A 21548-nucleotide genomic window follows, 5' to 3' on the forward strand; every position below is an offset into this window, starting at 1 on the left:
AACGATACTGCTTGGAAACACCGGCGGGTAAAAGCACACTGGCCCAAAGATTGTTGCCCAGGCAGCCAGCTGTTCGATGAGACCTGAACCGACCGCCTTCTTCGAAGCCGGTTTCAGCGTATTTATAGACCTTCGTCGGCTGCTCTTTAACCAGGTTCAGATGCGCCAACCATTAATACACCCATTTACACCCAATTCTGGCCGGAGCCACTCAAGTCGGTTCAATGGGCAAAAGCGCTTGCCGTTCAGGCTTGTGAGTTGGCAGCCCATTGGATATTGTCAGATCATATTACGACTCAGCTTGAGCAGGCATTATGCAACTAAGAAAATCGAAGCGCCGAATCCTCTTTGGTGTGGCTGGTGGGATCGCAGAGTACAGAAACACGAGTCCTTTCAAGGTGCGAATGTTCGCAATGATCGTTTTGCTCATCACTGGCGGAGCAGTGATTCCGGTCTATCTGGTACTGGCGCTCGTCCTCCCGCCGGCAGCTAATTCCGGTTCATCAAAGGACACAGGCCTGGCGTAATGCCATGACAGGGCATGACTAAACAACGAATCGAAAAGCTACTGAATGACATTCGCAGCCTGAACGACGAACACTTCGCCATCGCTCAGCAGCTGCGTCAGCTGGCACTCACGACAAACCCCGATGTTGCAGAAGAAATTAAGTATGGCGGCATTCTCTTTTCAGTAGCCGGCTCACCATTCTGCGGGATTTTTTCCTACGCCAAACATGTCTCACTCGAGTTTACCCATGGCGCGAGTTTGCTTGACGAATACCAGTGCCTTGAGGGCAGCGGACAGTATCGTCGCCACATCAAGCTCCATACAGTGGAAGACATAGCGGCCAGACATGCAGGTACGTTTATCGCGTCAGCTTGCGATCATGCGCTAACCAACATGTTCTAACTGAAAGGGAAGGCCATAAGGCCACACATCAACACTGCCAGGGAAAAAAAGTGGGATCAGTCACAGCGGTAAGCAAGGATGAACAACATAACTTCTCCAAGGTAGAGTGCGAGTCAATCACCTTGCTGAAAGGCCTGGGTGTCGAAGGCGATGCACATTGCGGGCAGACTGTGAAACATCGCTCCCGCGTCAAGCGCGACCCGACCCAGCCCAACCTGCGCCAGGTTCACCTCATCCAGGTTGAGTTGCTTGAAGAACTGCAGGCCAGGGGCTTCGATATTGGGCCAGCCACCTTGGGCGAGAACATCCTGACAAGAGATATCGATATTCTCGCTTTGCCTTGCGATACGCTTCTGAAAATTGGCGGTAGCGCAGTCGTCCGCTTAACCGGACTCAGGAATCCCTGCAACCAGTTGGATAATTATCAGCCTGGCCTTACCAGCGCCGTTCTCGATCGTGCTGACAATGGCGACCTTATTCGCAAAGCTGGCGTCATGGCTGTCGTGCTTGAGGGCGGAGCAGTCAAAAAGGGAGACAGGATCTTGATCGAGCTTCCGGAAGCGCCACACCAGCCGCTGAACCCTGTCTGAGCGCAAGCGTCCGCAACAAACTCGCCAGCGTCAGCCAGGATCGTGAAATTGGTGTCTGATTTGCATGGGCTACTACTCAACCAATGTCATCCAGGGTAGGAGAACATCATGACTCAAGGACGCCCGATCGATAGGGAACAGGCCGAAAAAACTGAAACGGACACTTCGGACACGCTTGCCGCTACAGCACAGAAGGCTGAGTCCGGCTCTGCCGATGCTCAGCTTCTTCAGTTTCCTACGCTCAATACAGCTGCCAATCCTTTGCTCGCGATACGCTCCGAAGTAGCCGAGATGGAGACCGAGCTGCAATCTTTGGCGCAGCGCATGGAGGAGACGCTTGACGAACAGGCGAAGCTCTTGTCTGACCTCCAGTCGAAGCAGACGAGGCTCTCTGACGCCTTCGTGGCCACCCAGGAGCCCATCATGGCACAGGGTTTCAGGATTGATAGCCTCACCAAGGCCACGAGGCAGCGCATTCAGGAGCTTCAGGCGAGATTAGGAGATGCCGGGACTCAGATGCAGGACCAGCAGCAGTTGTTGAACAAGCTGACGCATCAGCTCAATCTTCAGGTCGAAACCAGCCGCTCGCTTGGCGGTCATGTCGACAGTCTGCAAGGCGAGTTCAATCGAGCTCAGGAGACGACACGTTTACGCTTCGGCTGGCTGACCGGTGGTCTGGCGGCCGTGGTTATTCTGGGCACTGCAGCCGCCACTTATTTTCAACTCAATCCGGTCGCAGTGCCACCCGAGGTCGAATCGAAGCTAGCGGCTTTGAGCGTGGCTGGAGCCCAGACGGAGACACGGTTAAGCGGCTTTGACACGAGTATTCAATGGGTCGATAACTCGCTGACAGGCCTGAAGGGTCAGGTAGCTAGTCTCATGGGATTTCAGGAAGAAGTAGCCGGCAGCGTTGGTGACCTGCAGACCCAGATTGGGGAGGTCAATACTCGCATGGACGATCTGGCTTTCCGAATCGAAGGACCAGGTATAAGCGGTGGAACACTGTCTGAGCCGCTGTTGCCCATCAATGGCACGGACTGGCGGGCCAGCCAGCCACCGGGGAACTACACGGTACAACTCGTGGGGGTGTACCAGATGCAGGACTTGGTGAGGTATGTGAACCGCCATAGCGAGGCGCTGGCAGGGCAGCCGCTCAGCTTCAATCAGGGCCAACTGGCGGGCCGTGACTGGTTCAACCTGTTCCATGGCAGTTATGCCACGCTCGATGAGGCGCAGGCAGCTATTGCCAATCTGCCTGTGAGATTGCAGGGCAACGGTGCCTACGCCAGGACCTTTGCTTCCCTCTGATCCGTTTTAAATGCGCTTTCTCGTGGTGCAATAAGCGCCTGAGCGCTTGAAAAGAGTGCAGCGGAGATGGCGTTTCTCGATCTGCGTTGCTTGCTTACGGCTATCGATCTTCTCCAGGGCCCCTTGAGCCAGACCGCGCTAACGTTTGATTCACCCCCGATAGACTCCTATTCTGAAAGAAGACAGTAACCGACGCGCCGTCCTCGTGAGACTGCTGGAGTCATTCATGCTGAAGACCGCACCGCGCACAATATGCGACATTGAGAAGTTCTCAACAAAATTCTCACTGTTGACACTATCGCGAATCAGTTTCTTACGTTAACGTTAACGTCATCAAACCAGATGTTTTACCGGCGCCCTCACAAGGGGCTCTCCGGCCCTCGGACCCCAACCCAGGAAGAGGATTATGACAACAACAAAGTCCAAGACCGTTCACTCTCCCGTTTTTACAGACGGCGCGGAATTCAGCATTCCGACATTCTCCCTGCTGAAACAGGACGGCGCGCTCCACAAGGGTGGCAAGGCGCCTGATCTGGATGAAGCGCAAGCGCTAAGAATCTATCGAGCTATGGTCTCAACCCGCATCATGGATGAGCGCATGCTCGCGGCCCAGCGTCAGGGTCGTCTCAGTTTCTATATGCAGTGCACGGGTGAGGAAGCCGCAGTGGTCGGCAGCACGGCTGCGCTGGATGATGACGATATGATCATGGCGCAATACCGTGAGCAGGGCTCGCTGGCCTATCGTGGTTTCACCATCGAAGAGTTCATGAATCAGCTGTTCGGCAACGACCTGGACTACGGCAAAGGCCGTCAGATGCCGGTTCATTATGGCTCGAAGAAGCTCCATTACATGACGATTTCTTCGCCCCTGGCCACGCAGATTCCCCAGGCTACTGGCTATGCCTACGGCCAGAAACTCGCCGGCGATGGTCACTGCACCGCTGTCTATTTTGGCGAGGGCGCCGCCTCCGAAGGTGACTTTCATGCGGCCCTGAATATGGCCGCCGTCCTGCGCGTCCCAGTCATCTTCCTGTGCCGAAATAACGGTTATGCGATCTCAACGCCGTCTGTTGAACAATTTGCAGCAGATGGCGTCGCACCTCGGGCCTTCGGCTACAAGATGGATGTCATTCGGGTAGACGGCAACGACATTCTGGCGGTACTGGCGGCCACGCGAGCCGCGCGCAAACTGGCTGTTGAGGACAATCGACCAGTGCTGATCGAGATGCTCACCTATCGCCTCGCTGCCCATTCGTCGTCCGACGATCCTTCCGGCTATCGCAGCAAGGATGAAGAAGCCATCTGGCATGACAAGGATCCAATCCTGCGGATGCAGAACTGGCTGAAAAAGAAGAAGTGGTGGAGCGAGGGCCAGGAAAAGGACTTGCAGGACAGTCTACGGAAGGAAGTTCTCGAGACCATGAAGCGCGCCCAGAAACGCCCGCCTCCGCCGCTCGAATCACTGGTCACAGACGTCTACGATCAGGTACCGCCCGCCCTGAGCGCTCAGATGGAAAAGCTGAAGTCGCATATCCGCAGATATCCAGACGAGTATCCCAAGTCGGCAGATCAGGCTAGCGAGGAGGGCGCGTAAGATGGCAAAGATGAACATGCTGCAGGCCATCAACGATGCGCTCGATATCGCCATGGCGGCCAATGACAAGGTGCTGTGCTTCGGCGAGGACGTGGGTGTTTTCGGTGGTGTTTTCCGTGCGACCAGCAACCTGCAGAAGAAGTACGGCCGTGCTCGCTGTTTCAACACACCGATCGTAGAGCAGGGGATCATCGGTTTTGCCAATGGTCTGGCGGCCCAGGGCTCGATACCGGTGGCGGAGATTCAGTTCGCCGATTATATTTTTCCGGCCTTCGATCAGATCGTCAACGAGACAGCGAAGTTCCGCTACCGCTCAGGCAATCTCTTCAACGTCGGCGGCCTGACCATCCGCACCCCGTATGGCGCTGGAATCTCCGGTGGGCATTACCACTCTCAGTCGCCCGAAGCCTACTTCGCCCATACGCCTGGCCTGCAGATCGTAGTACCACGAAATCCCCACCAGGCCAAAGGGCTGCTGCTGGCCGCTATCAACGACCCGAATCCCACCCTGTTTTTCGAGCCCAAGCGCCTGTACCGCGCGTCCGTTGGTGAAGTGCCCGAAGGCGAGTATCAGCTACCACTGGGCAAGGCCGAAGTCATCAAGGAAGGCACTGATGTCACCGTGCTTGGCTGGGGCGCGCAGATGGAAGTGATCGCAAAAGCGGTCGATAGAGCCGAGAAGGACGGTTTCTCCTGCGAAGTGATCGATCTGCGCACCATCCTGCCCTGGGATGTGGAAGCCGTTGTCGAGTCGGTCCTTAAAACCGGTCGACTGGTGGTCACCCATGAAGCCCCGCTCACGGGTGGCTTTGCCGGAGAGATCACCGCAACCATTCAGGAACGTTGCTTTCTCTATCTCGAATCGCCAATTGCCCGAGTGACCGGAATGGATACGCCGGTGCCACTGGTGCTGGAGAAAGAGCATCTGCCCAACGAACTGAAAGTCTACGATGCCATTCGCGAAAGCGTTGAGTTTTAAGCTGATATCAGGACAGGAGAATGATCATGAGTGATTTTAATCTGCCCGATGTCGGCGAAGGCATCGTGGAGTGCGAGGTGGTTGAATGGCTGGTGAGCGAAGGCGATGAAATCGAGGAAGATCAGCCAGTCGTTGAAGTCATGACCGACAAGGCCCTGGTGGAGATCACGGCGCCGGAAGCCGGGCGGATCACCAGGCTTTATTATCAGAAAGAAGCGCTGGCCAAGGTACATTCGCCGCTGTTTGCGTATATGCCCAAAGGCGAGGCGGCCGAACAAGGCCTGGACGAAGCATCAGGATCTTCAGGAGGCGCGTCATCCGGCTCACCATCAGAAACGTCCTCCAGCTCTGAATCAGAGCAACCGTCAAAGCCTGCCACTGAAGCCAGATCGACCAGTATCGGCGAACAGATGCGAATCCCGGCCAGCCCTGCTGTACGTAGACTGGCTCGCGAACATGACCTGCATCTGGAAGACATTAGCGGTTCCGGCAAGGACGGTCGCGTCCTCAAGGAGGATATCCAGGCCTATCTTGATGAGCCTTCCGCCGCTCATCAGGCCGCTGACCAGGCCGATAGCACGCAGGCCGTTAGCAGACCAGCCAGTGAGTCAGGCGGCTCAGCCTCAGAGCGTTCTGTCAGACCATCAGCCAGGCCTAAGGCCAGTCAGGACGTTCGAATAGAGCCAATCCGCGGCGTGCGTGCGGTCATGGCACGACGAATGGTGGAATCCGCCTCGACCATCCCACACTTCATCTTCAGTGAGGACATTGATGTCACCGATCTGCTGAACCTGCACCAGCAGTTGAAACCAGCTGCCGAAGCCGCCGGCATTCGTCTCACATTGATGCCGTTCATCATGAAAGCCATGGCGCTGGCGATCCAGAAATTTCCCATCGTCAACAGTCGGCTCAACGAAGATGTCACCGAGATCCACTATCAGCCGAGCTGCAATATCGGCATGGCGGTGGATACTGAAGCGGGACTGATCGTGCCAAATATAAAAGGTGTGGAAAGCCTGACCCTGTTTGACATCGCCAGCGAAGTGGCCCGTCTGACCGAGGCGGCCCGCGAAGGCCGGGTGAGTCAGGCGGACATGAAAGACGGCACCATCACCATTTCCAATATCGGCGTACTGGGCGGGACCTATGCGGCGCCGATCATTAACGCACCGGAGGTCGCTATCGTGGCATTGGGGCGCACCCAACATCTACCGCGATTCGATAACAAGGGCCAGGTGGTCTCGCGGGCCATCATGCCCATCAGCTGGGCTGGCGATCATCGCATCATCGATGGCGGTACGATGGCGCGCTTCAGTAATTGCTGGAAAGGCTTTCTGGAATCGCCGCAGTCCATGCTCTTGCATATGGGCTGATGGCTGATGTCCCGGCAGACGCAGCCAGCCCAGCTACAACAGTTCTATATTCCTGAAGAGCAGTCGATTTATCTGCTCAGTCAGGACGATGCCAAAAAGCTGAAGGACTGGGTGGCGCTGTGTACGGATCAGCTCAGGCAGATGGGCTATCTTGATATCGAAATGATCGGCAAGGGGGCCTACGGCTTTGTTTTCGCCGGTCGTCCGGCCATGCAAGCCGCGGCCGACGTCGAGCATGTGTTCAAGTTCACCCGCGTCACCCTGGCGCAGCATCTGCAGGACCGCCTGGAAGACGAAGCCTATATTCTGGAACAGGTCGAGCATCCACGAGTACCCCGTTTTATCGCCTTTCAGCGAGCGGGTAATCAGCCAATTCTGGTGATGGAACGTGCCCCAGGATTCAATCTGGAGCAGGTGTCGCTGCGTTCGGGCAGATTGAGTCCCCGCCTGATCATTCGAATCGCCGCTCAACTTGCCGATATTATTCGACAGCTCCGTGTGGGATCAGGGCGTGCGGGGAAGCCAATCGTCCACGGTGATATCAAACCTTCGAATCTGGTCTTCGACGGTGAGTCGGAAAATATTGCCCTGATCGACTGGGGCTCAGCGGTGTTTGCACAGCTGGATGCCAATCAGCAGTTCGTCACGGCCAATGTCATGGAGCTGATGTCCGATAATCTTCAGCAAACCAATGCGCGCCTGGGCGATGTGTATTTTATCGGGGACGATCAGTTGAACGGCGGGCTGTCGTCGCCGCGTTTTGACGAACAGGGCGCCGCTGGCACGCTCTACGCACTGGCTTCGGGTCAGTCCTGTCGCTTTGGACATCGCGTCATTCCGGCTACTGCACTTGGTCTGCCTATGGAGTTTGCGCGCATGCTCGATGCGATGCTCGATCCCGATCAGCAGATCCGCTCGCGCGCCGGTGATTACTTTCTTCGAGAAATGCCACGAATGGCGCGCATGGTCATGATCGATCTGCCTGAGCCGCCGCCAACACCGCTGGTGCCGGTCTGGACGCGGAAGTCAAAGCGGGACATCGACACGGTGGTGTACAGCTCGCGTAAGTCATTCCTGCGCGAAGCCGGCGCTGCTGAAGTGCTCCGGGACGTGAACGATGTTCAGCTCGATCGCTACTACAAGAACTTCATGCAAGGCATGGGCGACACTGAAAAAGCCTTTCTCGCTGCCGTCAGCAGGCTGGGGCAGTATCCGGTGGAAGGCGGACTGGCGGTGCGCTGGGAGGCCGAGGGTGTGTACGTCGATACCTCGTTGAACCTGCATGACCCCGCCCTGAAAGACAGCTTTGTCACCACCGTGAACAACATGGTCAACCTGGCTCAGGCGATTTACCGTCAGGGCATTTTCAAGGGCTGCCTCTTCAATGCCCGCGATACGCTCCACATCGATCGCGATGAGCCGGATCAGCCTTTCTTCGTCTCAAAGGACATGCGCCTGCCGTATCAGGTCAGTACTGCTCCAGAAATCGAAGACCGCTCGCGGGTGCACTCCTATTTTGAAGACGGCCCCGACCCTGAGGAATTTCTGACTTTACCGCAGCCAATCATTCAGGCACTGGAAGCCCTCAACAGTATCCACCATACCGGTATGATCATTTTCGAAGCCCTGCCGCGACACCTCAAGATTCACAGCCACTACCGGCTGCTAGCCCCGGATAGGGAAAATGAATTCCGCCAACGGCTCGACGAGATTCTGGCGGCGGTCGATCAAATCTCAGGGCTTGGTGTTTCGGGCTTCATGAAAATGCCCTACAAGGACACTCGGTTCTTTCCGCATATAGAGCGGATGCCGGATCGGTTCTATCCGCGTAATCCCAGGGTAAAGGACGGCGGTTGAGCGGTATCTCCAGGCGGTATCATCCGCATGGTGGTTGCCAGAAAATGCGGAAATCCACCAAGTCTGTTTGTGGAGAGCCACGACGTGAGCGGCCGGAGCTCCAGAGTGCCTTTTGGTCAGTATTGGCGTATCAGGCGGTTCGTGTTCCCGTCAGTCCAACATAGACTCGAGAAATCACGCAAAGCGCAGAATGACTCGTCGATTATGCCGACTTTTCTTCTCGATCTTTTCGCAGAAGACAACCCCGATTTCGGATGTATTGAGCACATGAGTTCCCCCGCATGGTTGGATATCGATGCCTTGAATATCCACCACGCGCACCATACCTTCTGTCGCTGGAAGCGCCACGGCCTGGGTGCGAGTGATCTTCACAATATCACTATAGTCGTCGATCGAAAACTCATGTGTGCGAACCTCCAGCGCGGCACTGATCAGTTCGTTGAGCTGTGAAGTAATCTGCTGCTTATCCAGGCTAGAATCCGGCAAGTCGAAATCAAGACGCCCCTTGTCCACTGATATACTACACCCGGTCACCGGCGCATTAACAATAGCGCTCAATAAGTGCAAACAGGTATGCATGCGCATATGTTGGTAGCGGCGTTCCCAGTCGAGACACCCTTGCACCTTCATGCCCACACGAACCTCCGCTCCGCCCTCCAGCTGATGCCAGATAACGGTGCGCAAAAGCGGATCTCGTTCAGTGCTTACCACTTTGACAGTAGAACTATCTGATAAAAGTAGTTGGCCACAGTCGCCTGGCTGTCCCCCTCCCGTAGGGTAGAAAAAGGTCTCATCCAGTGCCACACCTCGTTCGCTAAATGCTAGGACATGAGCATTAAACAGGTGCTGGTAGGGATTCTCGTTGAAAAGGTCGCGAGTCTGTATAGCAGATTCCGGCATGGATCATCCTCCTACACTAACAATATTAGGTTTCAATACAGCTTGAATTAAATCGCGTAGACCCGGTGGGTCCAGCAAAGTAATGTCTTGGCTCGGTCCAAGTAGCTTAAGACTCAGTGGGAAGCGCAGATCTGTACGCAAAGGTTCAAAGTGGCGTACGCGATACTGATGGTGATATCGCTCACGCACCGTACACTCGAGCGTCAGATACCCTAAATGTTGGTGATCGGCATCCACTAATGCCACTTCATCTTTCTCCGATAATTCACCCACCAAGTGCAGGCGATCGCCGAGGGCGAATGCGCCTACGAACATGCGCCTGGAGAACCCCTTGTCCCGTTTCAATTGCAGTTGATTCACAATGCTGACATGACTGTCGGGCGGCACATCACGGGTAACTACGCATGACGGGCTGATGAAAACGTTGTCGCCGATACTAATCGAGCCGAGGATGCGAGCACCTGCGCCCACTTCGACACGATTTCCCAATTTCGGGTGGCGCTTCCCGCCATTATTATCAGCTATACCGGAGGCCCCTAATGTGACCCCACATAGTACGTAACAATCATCCCCGATTTCGCAGGTTTCACCAATGACAGTTCCAAACCCATGGTCCAGCACAAAACGCTTACCGATACACGCAGCAGGGTGGATCTCCGCCCCTGAATGCAACTTACCCATACTGGCTAACTTATGCGCGATGATTTCTCGTCCCGGAATGTCATGACTCAGCCATATTTGGTGCGACAAGCGGTAAAACAGCACTGCCTGAAAGGAAGCATAAGCTTCAACAACTAGATCCATGCGCCCTCGAGAAGCCGGGTCGCGCGCAGTATAAGCCTGAAGGTCCTCTGAGACCTGTTGCAGAACAATAGCTAGAATCCCTTCAAGACGACCTCCCAAATTATCCACATCCTCAGATTTGAGCGCAGAAATCAGGTGACTCTGCAGTCGACTAGATAGCTCCAAGTTATCGAGGTATCCCCACATCCTGTGCACTCTCCATAGTGATGTCATTCATTCAAAGTGAGGCAGATAACCTTCAACTCCGTCGTAAATCAGCGTAAACACCCGCGTATTCGATGGTAGTTCTCCAGCCAGATCCGCGATTGCAACCAGATTTGCAGCAGAAGACAGCCCGAGGCTGACGCCGTCGCAACGCATAGTTCGACGTACCCGCTCCAGGCAGGCTTGCTTGGTGACCTTCAACATTCCATCAAGTACACCAAGGTTTAGGATGCTGGGCACAAGTCCTATGGAGAGACCTTGAATTTCGTGGGGGCCGTGGCGGTCGCTTAACAGGTCGCACTGCTCGGGCTCTACGCCAAAGACGCGTAACGACGGCCACTGATTTTTCAAAGTTTCCCCGAGACCTGTGATGTGTCCACCCGTTCCAATACCAGCTACTAAACAGTCCAAAGGATTGTTTTCGAAGTCTCGGAGGATCTCCTGGGCAGTCGTGCGTCGATGGATTTCTGGATTCGCCGGATTCCGTTGCTGGTTAAGCATGACGAACCGTGGATTTTCCAGCTGCAACTCCATAGCCCTTTCTCCGTGAGAATTGTTACCCCGCCGACTGTCAGATAGGACCACCTCTGCGCCGTATAAACGCAACAACTTCTGTTTTTCGGGACTGTAGTTGTCTGGTATAACAAGGACAATTCTATAGCCTTGAATATTGCCCGCAATAGCCAATCCTATCCCTGTATTTCCGCCACTCGGTTCAATGATTGTCTGACCGCTACCTGGCACGAGGAGTCCTCGCCGCTCGGCGTCACGTATCATTGCCAAGGCAATGCGTGCCTTATGGCTACCCCCAGGGTTTTGCGACTCAAGTTTTGCATATACGTTTAGTCCTGTTTCGGCGCTAAAGGCTGGTAGCCTTACTATCGGAGTCTCGCCGATGGTTTCCAGGATATTCTCGTAGATCATGGGAACCTCAGTACAGTGGCATGTCGTGGTCTATATCACGCGCCCATCCTTTGATACCTCCCTGAAGAACCTGAATTTTGGAGAAGCCGGCATCCAACAACTGTAGTGCAGCACGTTCAGCACGAGGGCCGCCAAAGCAGATCAGGCACAGGTGGCGTCCCTGATCCAACTCAGCCAGCCGCTCAGCCAAATCGCCCAAAGGTATGTTAAGCGCACCAGAGAGCTGACAAACTTCCAACTCATTTGGTTCGCGAACGTCTATCAGTTGCAGGTTCTCGCCGTTAGCAATACTCAGGTGTAGCTGCGAGGGACGGATAAAAAAATCCGCTGAGAGTTTTTTGTCGGAGGCTACAACAGAGTTGCAGACTATGGGCGCTTCCGTCTGCAATTCACGACTGGTGCGCGCCGAAGAGCAGGTGAGGCAGTCCGACCGGCGCTTGAAGCATATTTCCGAGAACTTCATCGCGAGGGCATCAAAGCGTAGTAATCGTCCTGTTAGAGGCTCACCAATATTGAGGATTAGCTTAATTGTCTCAGTAGCCTGAATCAGCCCTACCACGCCCGGCAGTACACCGATTACCCCTCCAGCATTACAATTAGGCGCGAGTTCGGCAGGAGGGCTTTTAGGGTAGAGGCAGCGGTAGCAGGGACCATCTTGGTGGTTGAACAGGCTGATTTGTCCGTCGAATCGGTGCAGTGCTCCGTATACTAACGGGCGCCCAAGCAGCACGCAGGCGTCGTTAAGCAAGTAACGGGTGGCGAAGTTATCAGTGCCATCTACCACTAAGTCATAATCGCCCACGAGGTCGATTGCATTGTCGGGAGTCAAAGCGCAATCGTAGGCGTTGACGCGAATATCGGGATTTAGGTCTTCCAGTCTGCGACGCGCCGATTCGACTTTAGCCATGCCGAGGGTAGCGGTGCCGTGCACCACCTGACGCTGCAGATTGCTGCTTTCTACCCGATCAAAATCCACCAAGCCGAGCGTACCGACACCAGCTGCAGCAAGATAGAGGCTGACAGGTGAGCCCAGACCACCGGTCCCAATCACCAATACGCGGGCTTTTTTCAGTCGTAACTGCCCCCCGCGGCCGACATCAGGCAGAGTAATATGTCGGACATAGCGGCGTACCTCATCGTTGCTCAGTTCGTCACAGTCCAATCCGCCGGATGTAGCGAGCATAATATCTAGCTCGGCTCCGGGTAACAGCTGGCTATCGGCGTCGACTAACTCTCCACCAGCGGTGAGCAGAAAGTGTTCTTTGAACTGATCGTTATTGTAGAACAGGTGCTCACGCAGCCCTGTATGCTGGTCGCAAACGTCATTGACAAGCTCACGAACTGTACTGCCCTCGCCTTGCAAACGAGCAGCAGGCAACTTAGCGACCTTGGTCAACACTTCCGGAAATATCACCACACTCATTCTCAAACTCCTTTTTAAGGTCGTTACAGGGAACCGGAAAATTCCGGCTGCAAACGAAATTCTTGCCGTTCCACTCGAATAGCTTCGCGCCTATCGCCTCTCCAGCGCGAACATCCACTACCAAATAGGACACGGGGTAGATAGGTTGCCCAATGAACAGCGCTTTATCTTCATCCTCTCGGCTGAAATAAGCGCCTACGTCAGGGTGCGAGTGATAAATAACCTGAACCGGGTTGTCGCTTTGCAGGCTTCTATTCAGCAGCATGGTGTCGGCCACCGCTAACGTGTAGCCGTTCGCGGCATTGCGCCGGTAGATATTGGGGCTGCGCTCGTTGAGCTGGTTCTGGATGTTCTCGCCGCAGTGCACACGGGCATCGGCGAAAATAAAACCACAACATTCTTCGGGGTAGGTATCGGCGGCATGGCGATAGATGACCTGCAAGACCTGGTGCTCGAAGACATCCTTGCCAGTCATCGCGTCTCCCTCTTCGCCAGAATTTTTTCCATCGGCACCTTGGTGATGGCGAATCCAGCTAAAAGAAGTGCGGAATAGAAAGCGAGATCGCCCGAAATCTGCTGTCCCTCGTACCAGGATCCGATGATCACAGCGAACACCGGGAAAATGATAAATACGAAGGAGAGGATCACCGGACTCAGGCGTTTGAGCAGGAAGAAGTACACGATAAAGCCCCCCACCGAAGCGAACAAACCGAGGTAAATCAGCGCCCACCAAGAGCTCGAGCTGAAAGTGGCAAAGTCAGGCTGCTCCACACCCAGCCCGACAAGGAACAGCATGAACCCTGACAGGCCTATAGGTATGGTGTTGTATGTAATGACGCTGATCTCAGCGCCTTTCTGTTTGGTAACCACATAGCACAAGGCGTGCATCACTGCGGCGAAGAGAATCGCTAGCACACCGAGGAATTCAGAGTTATCGAGACTCAGTCCCTGTCCACGAAGAATCATGAACAGGCTGCCGAAACCGATGGCAATCCCCATAACCTGCGTCAAATAGATGCGTTCGCGCAGAAAAATTGAGGAAAAGATTAAAATGAATACCGGCATGCAGCTGAATAACAGTGCAGTGAGGCCTGAAGAAACGTGGGTTTCTCCGTAGTTGAGCAAGTAGTACGGTACGCTAAAATAGCTGAGTGTCACAAAGATGAAGAATCCCCCACGGCCACGGGGAAAGAATATTGAGTCGCCTCGCATCAGAGCAAAACTGAGGAACAATGGAAAAGCGATCAGGAAGCGGAGACCAGATGCAGTGAGTGGTGGTACCGTTTCTACGGCGATCTTGATACCCAGCCAAGTGGTTCCCCAGCTGATACATACAATCAAAAACAGAAGACTGGTGATAATCGCCCCAAACCACTGCTTCCTGGAACTACCATTACTTTCAACTAAAGTTGTAATTGGCATGACGACAATCCTTTCTGCCTGCTAAATTGAACCCATTAATAAGATTGTCACTTAATATTGATACCACTCAATCAGGCTAATAGGATCAAAGATGGCTGTCAAACCAATTATTGACACGGTGTCATTAATGAAGGACGCGTTAAATTCAGGGCAAGGTGCAAAGTACAAACGCCTCGCTGGAGCCATGGAAGTTAAGATACTTGAAGGGGTTATCGAAGGGGGCGCGAAGTTACCGCCCCATCGCACCCTGGCGGACAGGCTCGGAGTAACAATTGGCACGGTAAGTCGTGCCTATGCTGAACTCGAACATATGGGGCTCGTAATGGCGCGGGTGGGTGACGGCACCTTCGTACGTCAGCGCGGCCCCCAGCATCAACGCGACAGTGGTTTCAGCAATTTTATCGTTGAGGTGCCTGATCAGTACGACATGAGTCGAAACATGCACATCTCGGGCGCTGAGACCTCACTTCTCGGCGAAAGCCTTATGGAACTCGCCCGGGACACTCAGTCCCTCCGAGAGCTGACGCTTTACACCCCCGAGGCGGGACTTGAGCGCTACCGACAGGCTGGCGCGACCTGGCTCGCCCACGGAAATTTCAATCCTCAGGCAGATCAGGTGTTATGCACTAACGGCGGTCAGCATGGGCTGTTATGCACCCTTATGGCTTTAATGCGTGCGGGCGATACAATTGTCACCGAACATCTGACTTACCCGGGTCTCATTACCGCTGCACGCATGCTAGGCATCAAAATTCTCGGCGCAGAGATGGATGAAGAAGGTCTGACTCCAGCATCTCTCGATGAACTCTGTCAATACAACCGCATCTCCGCAATCTACTGTACGCCGACCTTGCAAAACCCAACTACGGGCGTACTTTCTCCACAGCGGAGAGCTGCTATCGTTGAAATCTGTCGTAGACATAATCTGCTAATCATCGAGGATGAGGCACATGCTGTTCTTGTAGAAGACCGTCCGCCGCCCATGAGTTTTTTCGCGCCCGAGCGCAGCATTCTGATAAGCAGCCTGAGTAAGGCTGTAGCAGCTGGTTTGCGGGTAGGCTTTCTCCATGCGCCGCCGATGCTGATCGGCCGGGTTACAGCAGCTCTGCGTGCCTCTTGCTGGATGGCAACGCCACTGGCAATGGAACTCGCTACCAAGTGGATTGAGGCTGGTATTGCAGAGAAGCTGCTACGTGATCAAATAGGAGAAATCAGTCGGCGCAAAGAGCTGGTGCAGGGGCTGTTGGAGGGGTTGGCCTATCGAACCCACCCTCAAAGCCCCCACTTCTGGATTGAAGTTCCCGAACCGTGGCGAGCATCTGAGATTGAGTCCGAACTGAAACTCAAGAGTTATCGGATCACAACGGCAGAGGCGTTCGCCGTCGGCAGGGCTGCGGTGCCGCAGTTCGTTCGGGCTAGCGTCACTAATGCATCACACAACGATCAATTGCTTTTTGAAGGATTTCAGACACTCGCCGACACCCTGCGCCGGGACAATTGTTGAATCGATGGATGACAAACGGCTAGCTGGCGCTAAATGCCGCCCACACGCATAAGGTACAGCTCGATCAGGTGATCGAAACCATGCGCCAGACCGGGCTCGACATGTCTCGTAAGTACAAGGAGACAAGCGAGGGTGGGTTGGCGGTCAATGTTATTGAATGCTAAAGGCTCACTGAGGAGCAGAACACGGCCGCTCTCCCCGTGACAGCCGTGCATTTATCTCATCAACCACAGATGGCAGATCAGCGATGGTGTCGATCAGGAAATCTGGCTGGGCAGGCGCGAACTGGCGCTCAATGCCTGAACGTTTTTCCGCCAGCACAGTGGCAGGCATATCACGAAACTCGGCGTAGCTGAGCCCCAGTGCGTTACCTGAACAGGTCAGTGCAACAGTCCACATGCCGGCCCGGCGGCCCTCAAGAATGCCAGGTACGGTATCGTCCACCTTTACGCAGGCCGCTACGTCCGCGATGCCGAGCGCAATCACATTGGCAAGCGCCTGAGCTGGATAGGGTCGTCCGTTGGGCACCTCGTCGCTGGCCACCACATGGTCAGCCTCGAACCCCTGCTCTCGGGCCCGGGCGACCACCTGCGCCATCACTATGGCGGGATAGCCCGAGCAGGACCCGATCTTGATCCCCTGCCGCCGCAGTTCGGCGATGGCCTCCAATGCCTTGGGAATCAGTGCCGAGTGTTCACTAATCTTGGCGATCTGCAGCGGCATGAATCGCTCGTACAAGTCCGTGACGTCTCTATCGCTGGGGAAGTGCCCCATGGCCTGTTCGAAACGGCCGGCGATCGCCGGATCGTCGCAGAGACTGCGAATGTGGTCCCACTTTCCCACACCCATGGGTCCACGAGCCTCTGCCAGGCTGATCGCAACATTCACTTCGGCGAAGGCTTCAACAAAAATCTGGGTAGGTGCGAAAGAACCGAAGTCCACCACAGTGCCTGCCCAATCGAGGATGGCGGCTTCGAGCCGTTCAGGGGTACGATATTGCATAACGCTGTCTCAAGTTGGAACGTCCAAAGGCGGACGGCATTTGTCTACGACCATTTCGAAACAGAGAGAATGCTACAAATAGATGTCAGGACTATGACATTCGGGCGACCAGAGACCTTGGCCAAGGCTAGCGATACCCATGTCATCTGCTAGTGACCACTTGATATAGTCACTTCGGCAATATATATTAATGACTATAGCCAATGACCAGGGTGTAATTATGCATCAGGAACACGTGACAAAATCCCAGTTCAAAGCCAAGGCCCTTGAGTATTTTCGTCAGGTTGAAACATCTGGTGAGACCGTCGTGGTAACAGATCGGGGTCACCCAACAATCGAGATCCGACGCTATCGCACTGATCAGCGCTCTCCCTTGGAGAAGTTGAGAGGGAGTGTGGTTGAGTACAAAGCGCCTACTGAGCCTGTCGCTGAGGACGATTGGGAGGCAATGTCTTGATTGTTGTGGATACCCACACGCTTGTTTGGTGGGTCCACGGCGATAGCCAGTTGTCACCAAACGCAAAATCAGCCATCGAGAGTGAGCTTTCGACTGAGGCTGGCGTGGTTCTGGTGTCTGCAATCTCGGCGTGGGAAATCGCGATGCTGGTTAAAGCAGATCGACTGACGCTCACCATGGGAATAGATGATTGGCTCAAAACTGTTTCAGATATCGAAGGTGTGCGGTTTGTGCCAGTGGATAATGAGGTAGGTGTAGAGTCAACCCGGCTACCGGGTGACTTTCACAAAGATCCAGCGGATCGAATGATTGTCGCACTGGCCCGGCACCTGAACGTGCCGCTAGTGACGGCAGACACGAAAATTCGCGCCTATAAGTATGTTCAGTCCGTCTGGTGACGCAAAGCCGGGCTCGTAGTATCGGGGTGGAGGCGCCAATCTCCTAGTTCGCGTACAGCAATATACTATTGCCATCCCTCCGACAGGCTGACCCGGCTGTGATAGGCCCGATTCCATCGGCAATCTTCCCGAACAGACAATCAAGTCCGTCCTCGTCATAGGTGGTGGCGTTGTAGCCATTCACCTTCACATGCAGATAGGTGATGTAGTTGAAGTCGCGGCCGGTCCAAGACTCCCAGCAGTTTGAAGGTAGCGCAGTGTTAAAGGTCTTGGGATACACGACCTCTCCAGAGAATGTGATCGGGTTACTGCTGCCTGTGACGCTGGTGACTGGCATCGAGCCGCCGTAGTGGTGGGCACAGGTGACTTCAATAGCCGCGTTTGGCGCAAGCGCATAGATCTCGAAAGGGATCGTGCTATTGGTATTGCCAACGTGCTCGCCGTGATGCGGGCTGACGACGCATGCCCCCAGCGAGAGCCCGAGTGAAGCGGTCAGCACTGACCTGAGCAGCGGAGACTTGAGTGAGGCTGGAATCAACATGGGAAGTTCCTCTTGTTGAAGAATGACAGCTCTATGCTCGCACCGGTACGTGATGTAGTCGGTAAACTAATCCCAGCTCACAATGTGAAAAAATACCAGAGCAGATCGAGGCAGTGCAGGCCTCGTATCTGCAATGACGGCGGTCACTTTAAAGACTATGATTTGAAAGATATTCGCTTCTTCATACTGCGATCGGGGCTGAGATGACAGGTTCAGACTATAATCGAAGCCTACATCCTTTTCGCTGGCTCCAGCTGATAGGCATTATGGCTTTCGCCAGTCTCTCAAGCGCTGAGTCTGCTGATAATAACGCAAAAAAAAGTGGCGAAAGTTCAGGCTCGGCAGACTTTTCCAGGGTTGTGCGGGTAGCCATCAATAACGCGCCTCCATACCGCATTTTCGACGGCGATCAGGTGTCTGGCATTTACGTCGATATATTCGAAGCCATGTTGAAGCAGATCGGCTGGACGGCAGAATACACCGAGGTGCCGTTCACCAGGGCACTTGAACTCCTGAAAACTGGTGACTCGGATGTGATGCTTGGGCCTATCAGGCGCCCTTACAGAGAGCTTTTCATCGAATATTCCATTCCAGCCTTCCCGGCAGTCGACAAGGTATTTCTATTCACGGACCCTGCCCACAGAATCGAACGCTACGAAGATCTCAAGGGTAAGCTGATTGGCGTGCAGAGGGGCGGGCGTTATGATCCCCGTTTTGACAAGGACAAGCAGTTCGAGCGATTCGAAAATACCCGGTATGAATCGCTCTTGCTCATGCTCGCGCTCAATCGGCTGGATGTGGTTATCATGCCGGAATCCCTGGCGATATATCTGATTAATGAGCTCTCCGTTGATGCCAGGATATCTCCCTTTGTTCTCAAGGGAGAGCCTGCCTATATCGCCATCTCTCGCAAGTCGCCGCTGACGGCTTATCTCGCTACGCTCCAGCTGACCTTGCAGCGAATCAAGGACAGCGGAGAATACAACAGGATTCTGCATCGTTACGAGAAACCCGAAATCAGACGTTCTTCAGACGGAAACCCTGACTACGAACTCGGAGAACCCAAGCGCGGCCGGGCGACTATGCAATGATTCAGCCAGCATACGCTTGGTGCTCAGCGTCTATCTGTTAAATCTTTTCGGCTGCTATAGCGGCGAGATGGCTCTCTACTAAAGCAAGGCAGTCCTGCCAGCTCGAGCTTATCGAGTCATCAGCTTTGAAGGCATAGCTGCCATCGTCGAAATCGAAATCGTAAAATCGTAGCAGTACCTCAACCTCATCGGACGACAGACGTCTGAACGCTGCCTCGAAGTAGGCTCCGCTCATGAAGTTCTTACTGCTTACAAATGCACCGTGATCAAACGGCGGCACGACCTGGTCGCCAGCTTGCGGTGAATCGATATTGGCCAGCATTGCGGTGGCCTGAGCGGCACTGATATCTTTGACTGGTGTTGCCATTCTGTCTCCGTGTTGGAAAAGGCCTTGTACGAGGGCATAAGGTCATCTTGTGCTCGACTATACTTGCGCGCCGACACTCCGGTTCAGCGCGCTTTGAGCTTCCCGAGGCGTGTTCTGCCTAGCCAAAGTAGTAAAACGCAATCTTGTTCCCGTCCGGATCCCGAACATAAGCGCCATAGAACCGGTCCTTGATCCGCTGCCCGGGTTCGCCTTCGTCAGTCGCGCCCAGCGCGATCGCCTTCTGGTAGTGCGAGTCTACAGCTTCTTTCGATCCAGCTGAAAAGGCCACCATGGCACCATTGCCAGCTGTGCATTGCTTCCCATCATATGGCTCACATACGGCGAGCATCGGTGATTTCATGCTTTCGCCAATGAAAGCAATTCGACCCATATCCATCAGGACTTTCGCCCCCAGGTCTGATAGCAGATCTGTGTAGAACTGCTTGGCCTTGGCCATATCACTCACACCTAACGTGACATATCCGATCATTCTGTTTTCCTCTGCATGGTTGATGAGCCAAGCTATCGCAAGTATGCGGCGGTGTCACTCGCCACGGTCGGCGAAGAGGCCTAGGGCTGATCGTAAAAATACGCCAGCCTTTCCTTCATGCCGAAATACTCGTAGATGCGGGGCGGATATTGCCCAGGTTTGAGAATACCCTCGATAGCGAGATCGTCGTAAAGCTGCAGATCAATCATCATCGCATCCTTGCTCGGGATATCCGGGTTGTACAACAGGACCGTCGGCTTGAGTAGTGCTCCTGGCGCTATTGCGACCACCAGGCCCACGTTGTCATTCGTGAGCTGTACGATGGTGCCAGGCGGGTAGACGCCCATCGTATAGATGAATCGTTCGACCAGGGAGTTGTCCAGTCGATCTCTGTATTTGGCGTATAAGATGGCTAATGCAGCTTTTGGCGATAGCGCCTGAGCTACGTTTGGCGGATTGCAGAGACCATCGTAAAGATTGACCACAGCAACGATACGGCCGGCCAGGCCGATATCCGCCTCTTTCAAGCCGCGTGGAAACCCGGAGCCATCCAGCATTTCATGGTGTTGTTCGATGGCTGAAACAGCTGTTTTCGATAACGGTTTCACTCTTTGTCCCAGTCTCGAACCCAGTATGGGGTGGGACTGAACAATGGTTTCTTCACTTCGGGTGAGTTTGCCAGACTTATTGAGAATGTGAGTAGGGACAGCCACTTTGCCGATATCATGCAGCAAAGCGCCTAGCCCAAGTTGCTTCAGCTCCTCGTCGTCCATCTGAACGGCACGCCCCAGCGACAGAGCGAGCACTGTAACGTTCAGGGCGTGGTTGTAGAGACTGAAGTTGGCGTCTGAAAGATTGATCAGGTTCATCATCAGCGTGCCTTCCTGCTGGAAGCCGCTCACCATGTCTTCGACCAATTCATCCGCATCCCGAATGGCGTTTGCTGGTGCTGACTTGAGATCCTGGGTGAAATTCTTCACCTTTTTCACTGTTTCCTTATAGCGTCCTGCCAGCTTGCTTCTACGATTACGGAATTGTTCTGCCTGCTCGACTCGCTGCTTCTTCTTTTCCCACAATGAATCGTTTGTTTCAGGATTATCGACTTCGGCGCTTGGCATAGCATCAGCCGCCTTCGGCTCAGCACTACTCCGTTCAGGGAAGACCTTGACCTCCTTGAAGCCAAGGCTGCGGATGATCTGAATTTCGTCCTGAGTTTTGATCTTGAAACGTCTGAACAGGAAAGGGTGCTTGGTCCATCCAACTTCCAGGTCTATGTAGAGACCTATCACCAGCCGTTCGACAGGCAAGTGAATACTGTTATCTGCAGATTTGCTCATGCCTGGACTCAAAACGGTAAATGTACGATGCTCATTTGAATGTTTGAGGCTTAAGCATAGACGGATATCCAGG

The 21548-nt window shown here is 54.2% G+C and carries 22 protein-coding genes and 1 pseudogene; 12 read left to right on the forward strand and 11 right to left on the reverse strand.

What is annotated here, in order from left to right; all coding sequences use genetic code 11:
* Positions 1-314: 314 nt before the first annotated feature.
* The 8 genes from ABD735_RS00595 (at position 315) to ABD735_RS00630 (ending at position 8611) form a co-directional block, all read left to right on the forward strand.
* Positions 315-527: a PspC domain-containing protein gene (locus ABD735_RS00595; RefSeq protein WP_344802222.1), complete on the forward strand. Its 213-nt coding sequence runs from the start codon at positions 315-317 to the stop codon at positions 525-527.
* A gap of 14 nt (positions 528-541) precedes the next feature.
* Positions 542-910, forward strand: a complete 369-nt coding sequence (locus ABD735_RS00600; protein ID WP_344802224.1) for a DUF1801 domain-containing protein — start codon at positions 542-544, stop codon at positions 908-910.
* A 50-nt stretch (positions 911-960) separates the two neighbouring features.
* Positions 961-1500 carry an MOSC domain-containing protein gene (locus ABD735_RS00605; RefSeq protein ID WP_344802226.1) on the forward strand — a complete coding sequence of 180 codons (540 nt, stop codon included), beginning with the start codon at positions 961-963 and terminating at the stop codon, positions 1498-1500.
* Between the two features lie 108 nt (positions 1501-1608).
* The gene (locus ABD735_RS00610; RefSeq protein WP_344802228.1) at positions 1609-2808 is read left to right on the forward strand and encodes an SPOR domain-containing protein; all 1200 of its coding nucleotides are present in this window, start codon (positions 1609-1611) and stop codon (positions 2806-2808) included.
* Between the two features lie 406 nt (positions 2809-3214).
* The gene (locus ABD735_RS00615) at positions 3215-4402 is read left to right on the forward strand and encodes a thiamine pyrophosphate-dependent dehydrogenase E1 component subunit alpha (RefSeq protein ID WP_344802230.1); all 1188 of its coding nucleotides are present in this window, start codon (positions 3215-3217) and stop codon (positions 4400-4402) included.
* 1 nt (position 4403) lies between these two features.
* Positions 4404-5381, forward strand: a complete 978-nt coding sequence (locus ABD735_RS00620) for an alpha-ketoacid dehydrogenase subunit beta (protein ID WP_344802232.1) — start codon at positions 4404-4406, stop codon at positions 5379-5381.
* 26 nt (positions 5382-5407) lie between these two features.
* Positions 5408-6754 carry a 2-oxo acid dehydrogenase subunit E2 gene (locus ABD735_RS00625; RefSeq protein ID WP_344802234.1) on the forward strand — a complete coding sequence of 449 codons (1347 nt, stop codon included), beginning with the start codon at positions 5408-5410 and terminating at the stop codon, positions 6752-6754.
* A gap of 6 nt (positions 6755-6760) precedes the next feature.
* Positions 6761-8611 (forward strand): protein kinase domain-containing protein, encoded by a 1851-nt coding sequence (locus ABD735_RS00630; RefSeq protein WP_344802236.1) that lies wholly within the window; start codon positions 6761-6763, stop codon positions 8609-8611.
* Positions 8612-8785: 174 nt separating this feature from the next.
* Here the strand turns inward: ABD735_RS00630 and ABD735_RS00635 are convergent, their stop codons facing one another.
* Genes ABD735_RS00635 through ABD735_RS00660 form a run of 6 tightly spaced genes read right to left on the reverse strand, consistent with a single transcriptional unit; the run spans position 8786 to position 14288 of the window.
* Positions 8786-9511, reverse strand: a complete 726-nt coding sequence (locus ABD735_RS00635; protein WP_344802238.1) for an alanyl-tRNA editing protein — start codon at positions 9509-9511, stop codon at positions 8786-8788.
* A gap of 3 nt (positions 9512-9514) precedes the next feature.
* Positions 9515-10501: a serine O-acetyltransferase gene (locus ABD735_RS00640; protein ID WP_344802240.1), complete on the reverse strand. Its 987-nt coding sequence runs from the start codon at positions 10499-10501 to the stop codon at positions 9515-9517.
* A 27-nt stretch (positions 10502-10528) separates the two neighbouring features.
* Positions 10529-11443 carry a PLP-dependent cysteine synthase family protein gene (locus ABD735_RS00645; RefSeq protein ID WP_344802242.1) on the reverse strand — a complete coding sequence of 305 codons (915 nt, stop codon included), beginning with the start codon at positions 11441-11443 and terminating at the stop codon, positions 10529-10531.
* Positions 11444-11450: 7 nt separating this feature from the next.
* A complete protein-coding gene (gene moeB, locus ABD735_RS00650) occupies positions 11451-12866 on the reverse strand; it encodes a molybdopterin-synthase adenylyltransferase MoeB (RefSeq protein WP_344802244.1) in 1416 nt (471 codons plus the stop codon).
* A complete protein-coding gene (locus ABD735_RS00655; protein WP_344802246.1) occupies positions 12823-13341 on the reverse strand; it encodes a M67 family metallopeptidase in 519 nt (172 codons plus the stop codon). Before ABD735_RS00655 ends, moeB begins: the two co-directional genes overlap by 44 nt.
* Positions 13338-14288, reverse strand: coding sequence for a DMT family transporter (locus ABD735_RS00660; RefSeq protein WP_344802248.1), 951 nt, complete (start codon positions 14286-14288; stop codon positions 13338-13340). Before ABD735_RS00660 ends, ABD735_RS00655 begins: the two co-directional genes overlap by 4 nt.
* Positions 14289-14379: 91 nt before the next feature.
* Between ABD735_RS00660 and ABD735_RS00665 the strand changes: the two genes are divergently transcribed.
* Entirely contained in the window at positions 14380-15792 is a 1413-nt protein-coding gene (locus ABD735_RS00665; protein ID WP_344802250.1) for an aminotransferase-like domain-containing protein, read from the forward strand.
* A gap of 23 nt (positions 15793-15815) precedes the next feature.
* Positions 15816-15956: pseudogene (locus tag ABD735_RS00670) on the forward strand (L-serine ammonia-lyase, iron-sulfur-dependent, subunit alpha); the annotation flags it as partial.
* A gap of 4 nt (positions 15957-15960) precedes the next feature.
* Here ABD735_RS00670 and phnX read toward each other — a convergent pair.
* Positions 15961-16794 (reverse strand): phosphonoacetaldehyde hydrolase, encoded by an 834-nt coding sequence (gene phnX, locus ABD735_RS00675; RefSeq protein ID WP_344802252.1) that lies wholly within the window; start codon positions 16792-16794, stop codon positions 15961-15963.
* A 462-nt stretch (positions 16795-17256) separates the two neighbouring features.
* Here phnX and ABD735_RS00680 point away from each other — a divergent pair, with 462 nt between their 5' ends.
* Positions 17257-17649, forward strand: a complete 393-nt coding sequence (locus ABD735_RS00680) for a type II toxin-antitoxin system VapC family toxin (RefSeq protein ID WP_344803762.1) — start codon at positions 17257-17259, stop codon at positions 17647-17649.
* 43 nt (positions 17650-17692) lie between these two features.
* Here ABD735_RS00680 and ABD735_RS00685 read toward each other — a convergent pair whose 3' ends face one another.
* Positions 17693-18190, reverse strand: a complete 498-nt coding sequence (locus tag ABD735_RS00685; protein ID WP_344802254.1) for a hypothetical protein — start codon at positions 18188-18190, stop codon at positions 17693-17695.
* Between the two features lie 266 nt (positions 18191-18456).
* Between ABD735_RS00685 and ABD735_RS00690 the strand changes: the two genes are divergently transcribed.
* A complete protein-coding gene (locus ABD735_RS00690; protein WP_344802256.1) occupies positions 18457-19281 on the forward strand; it encodes a substrate-binding periplasmic protein in 825 nt (274 codons plus the stop codon).
* 37 nt (positions 19282-19318) lie between these two features.
* Here the strand turns inward: ABD735_RS00690 and ABD735_RS00695 are convergent, their stop codons facing one another.
* The 3 genes from ABD735_RS00695 to ABD735_RS00705 all read right to left on the reverse strand — a co-directional run bounded on the left by ABD735_RS00695 (position 19319) and on the right by ABD735_RS00705 (position 21475).
* Entirely contained in the window at positions 19319-19648 is a 330-nt protein-coding gene (locus ABD735_RS00695; protein WP_344802258.1) for a hypothetical protein, read from the reverse strand.
* A 118-nt stretch (positions 19649-19766) separates the two neighbouring features.
* Positions 19767-20138 (reverse strand): VOC family protein, encoded by a 372-nt coding sequence (locus tag ABD735_RS00700; RefSeq protein WP_344802260.1) that lies wholly within the window; start codon positions 20136-20138, stop codon positions 19767-19769.
* A gap of 80 nt (positions 20139-20218) precedes the next feature.
* A complete protein-coding gene (locus ABD735_RS00705) occupies positions 20219-21475 on the reverse strand; it encodes a cyclic di-GMP phosphodiesterase (protein WP_344802262.1) in 1257 nt (418 codons plus the stop codon).
* Positions 21476-21548: the final 73 nt, after the last annotated feature.

Source organism: Allohahella marinimesophila (genome assembly GCF_039538005.1).
Classification (GTDB): Bacteria; Pseudomonadota; Gammaproteobacteria; order Pseudomonadales; family Oleiphilaceae; genus Allohahella; species Allohahella marinimesophila.

Coding starts and splice junctions, on each gene's coding strand:
- ABD735_RS00595 (WP_344802222.1), top strand. CDS start 315: ATGCAACTAAGAAAATCGAAGCGCCGAATCCTCTTTGGTGTGGCTGGT.
- ABD735_RS00600 (WP_344802224.1), top strand. CDS start 542: ATGACTAAACAACGAATCGAAAAGCTACTGAATGACATTCGCAGCCTG.
- ABD735_RS00610 (WP_344802228.1), top strand. CDS start 1,609: ATGACTCAAGGACGCCCGATCGATAGGGAACAGGCCGAAAAAACTGAA.
- ABD735_RS00615 (WP_344802230.1), top strand. CDS start 3,215: ATGACAACAACAAAGTCCAAGACCGTTCACTCTCCCGTTTTTACAGAC.
- ABD735_RS00620 (WP_344802232.1), top strand. CDS start 4,404: ATGGCAAAGATGAACATGCTGCAGGCCATCAACGATGCGCTCGATATC.
- ABD735_RS00625 (WP_344802234.1), top strand. CDS start 5,408: ATGAGTGATTTTAATCTGCCCGATGTCGGCGAAGGCATCGTGGAGTGC.
- ABD735_RS00630 (WP_344802236.1), top strand. CDS start 6,761: ATGTCCCGGCAGACGCAGCCAGCCCAGCTACAACAGTTCTATATTCCT.
- ABD735_RS00635 (WP_344802238.1), bottom strand. CDS start 9,511: ATGCCGGAATCTGCTATACAGACTCGCGACCTTTTCAACGAGAATCCC.
- ABD735_RS00640 (WP_344802240.1), bottom strand. CDS start 10,501: ATGTGGGGATACCTCGATAACTTGGAGCTATCTAGTCGACTGCAGAGT.
- ABD735_RS00645 (WP_344802242.1), bottom strand. CDS start 11,443: ATGATCTACGAGAATATCCTGGAAACCATCGGCGAGACTCCGATAGTA.
- moeB (WP_344802244.1), bottom strand. CDS start 12,866: ATGAGTGTGGTGATATTTCCGGAAGTGTTGACCAAGGTCGCTAAGTTG.
- ABD735_RS00655 (WP_344802246.1), bottom strand. CDS start 13,341: ATGACTGGCAAGGATGTCTTCGAGCACCAGGTCTTGCAGGTCATCTAT.
- ABD735_RS00660 (WP_344802248.1), bottom strand. CDS start 14,288: ATGCCAATTACAACTTTAGTTGAAAGTAATGGTAGTTCCAGGAAGCAG.
- ABD735_RS00665 (WP_344802250.1), top strand. CDS start 14,380: ATGGCTGTCAAACCAATTATTGACACGGTGTCATTAATGAAGGACGCG.
- phnX (WP_344802252.1), bottom strand. CDS start 16,794: ATGCAATATCGTACCCCTGAACGGCTCGAAGCCGCCATCCTCGATTGG.
- ABD735_RS00685 (WP_344802254.1), bottom strand. CDS start 18,190: ATGTTGATTCCAGCCTCACTCAAGTCTCCGCTGCTCAGGTCAGTGCTG.
- ABD735_RS00690 (WP_344802256.1), top strand. CDS start 18,457: ATGGCTTTCGCCAGTCTCTCAAGCGCTGAGTCTGCTGATAATAACGCA.
- ABD735_RS00695 (WP_344802258.1), bottom strand. CDS start 19,648: ATGGCAACACCAGTCAAAGATATCAGTGCCGCTCAGGCCACCGCAATG.
- ABD735_RS00700 (WP_344802260.1), bottom strand. CDS start 20,138: ATGATCGGATATGTCACGTTAGGTGTGAGTGATATGGCCAAGGCCAAG.
- ABD735_RS00705 (WP_344802262.1), bottom strand. CDS start 21,475: ATGAGCAAATCTGCAGATAACAGTATTCACTTGCCTGTCGAACGGCTG.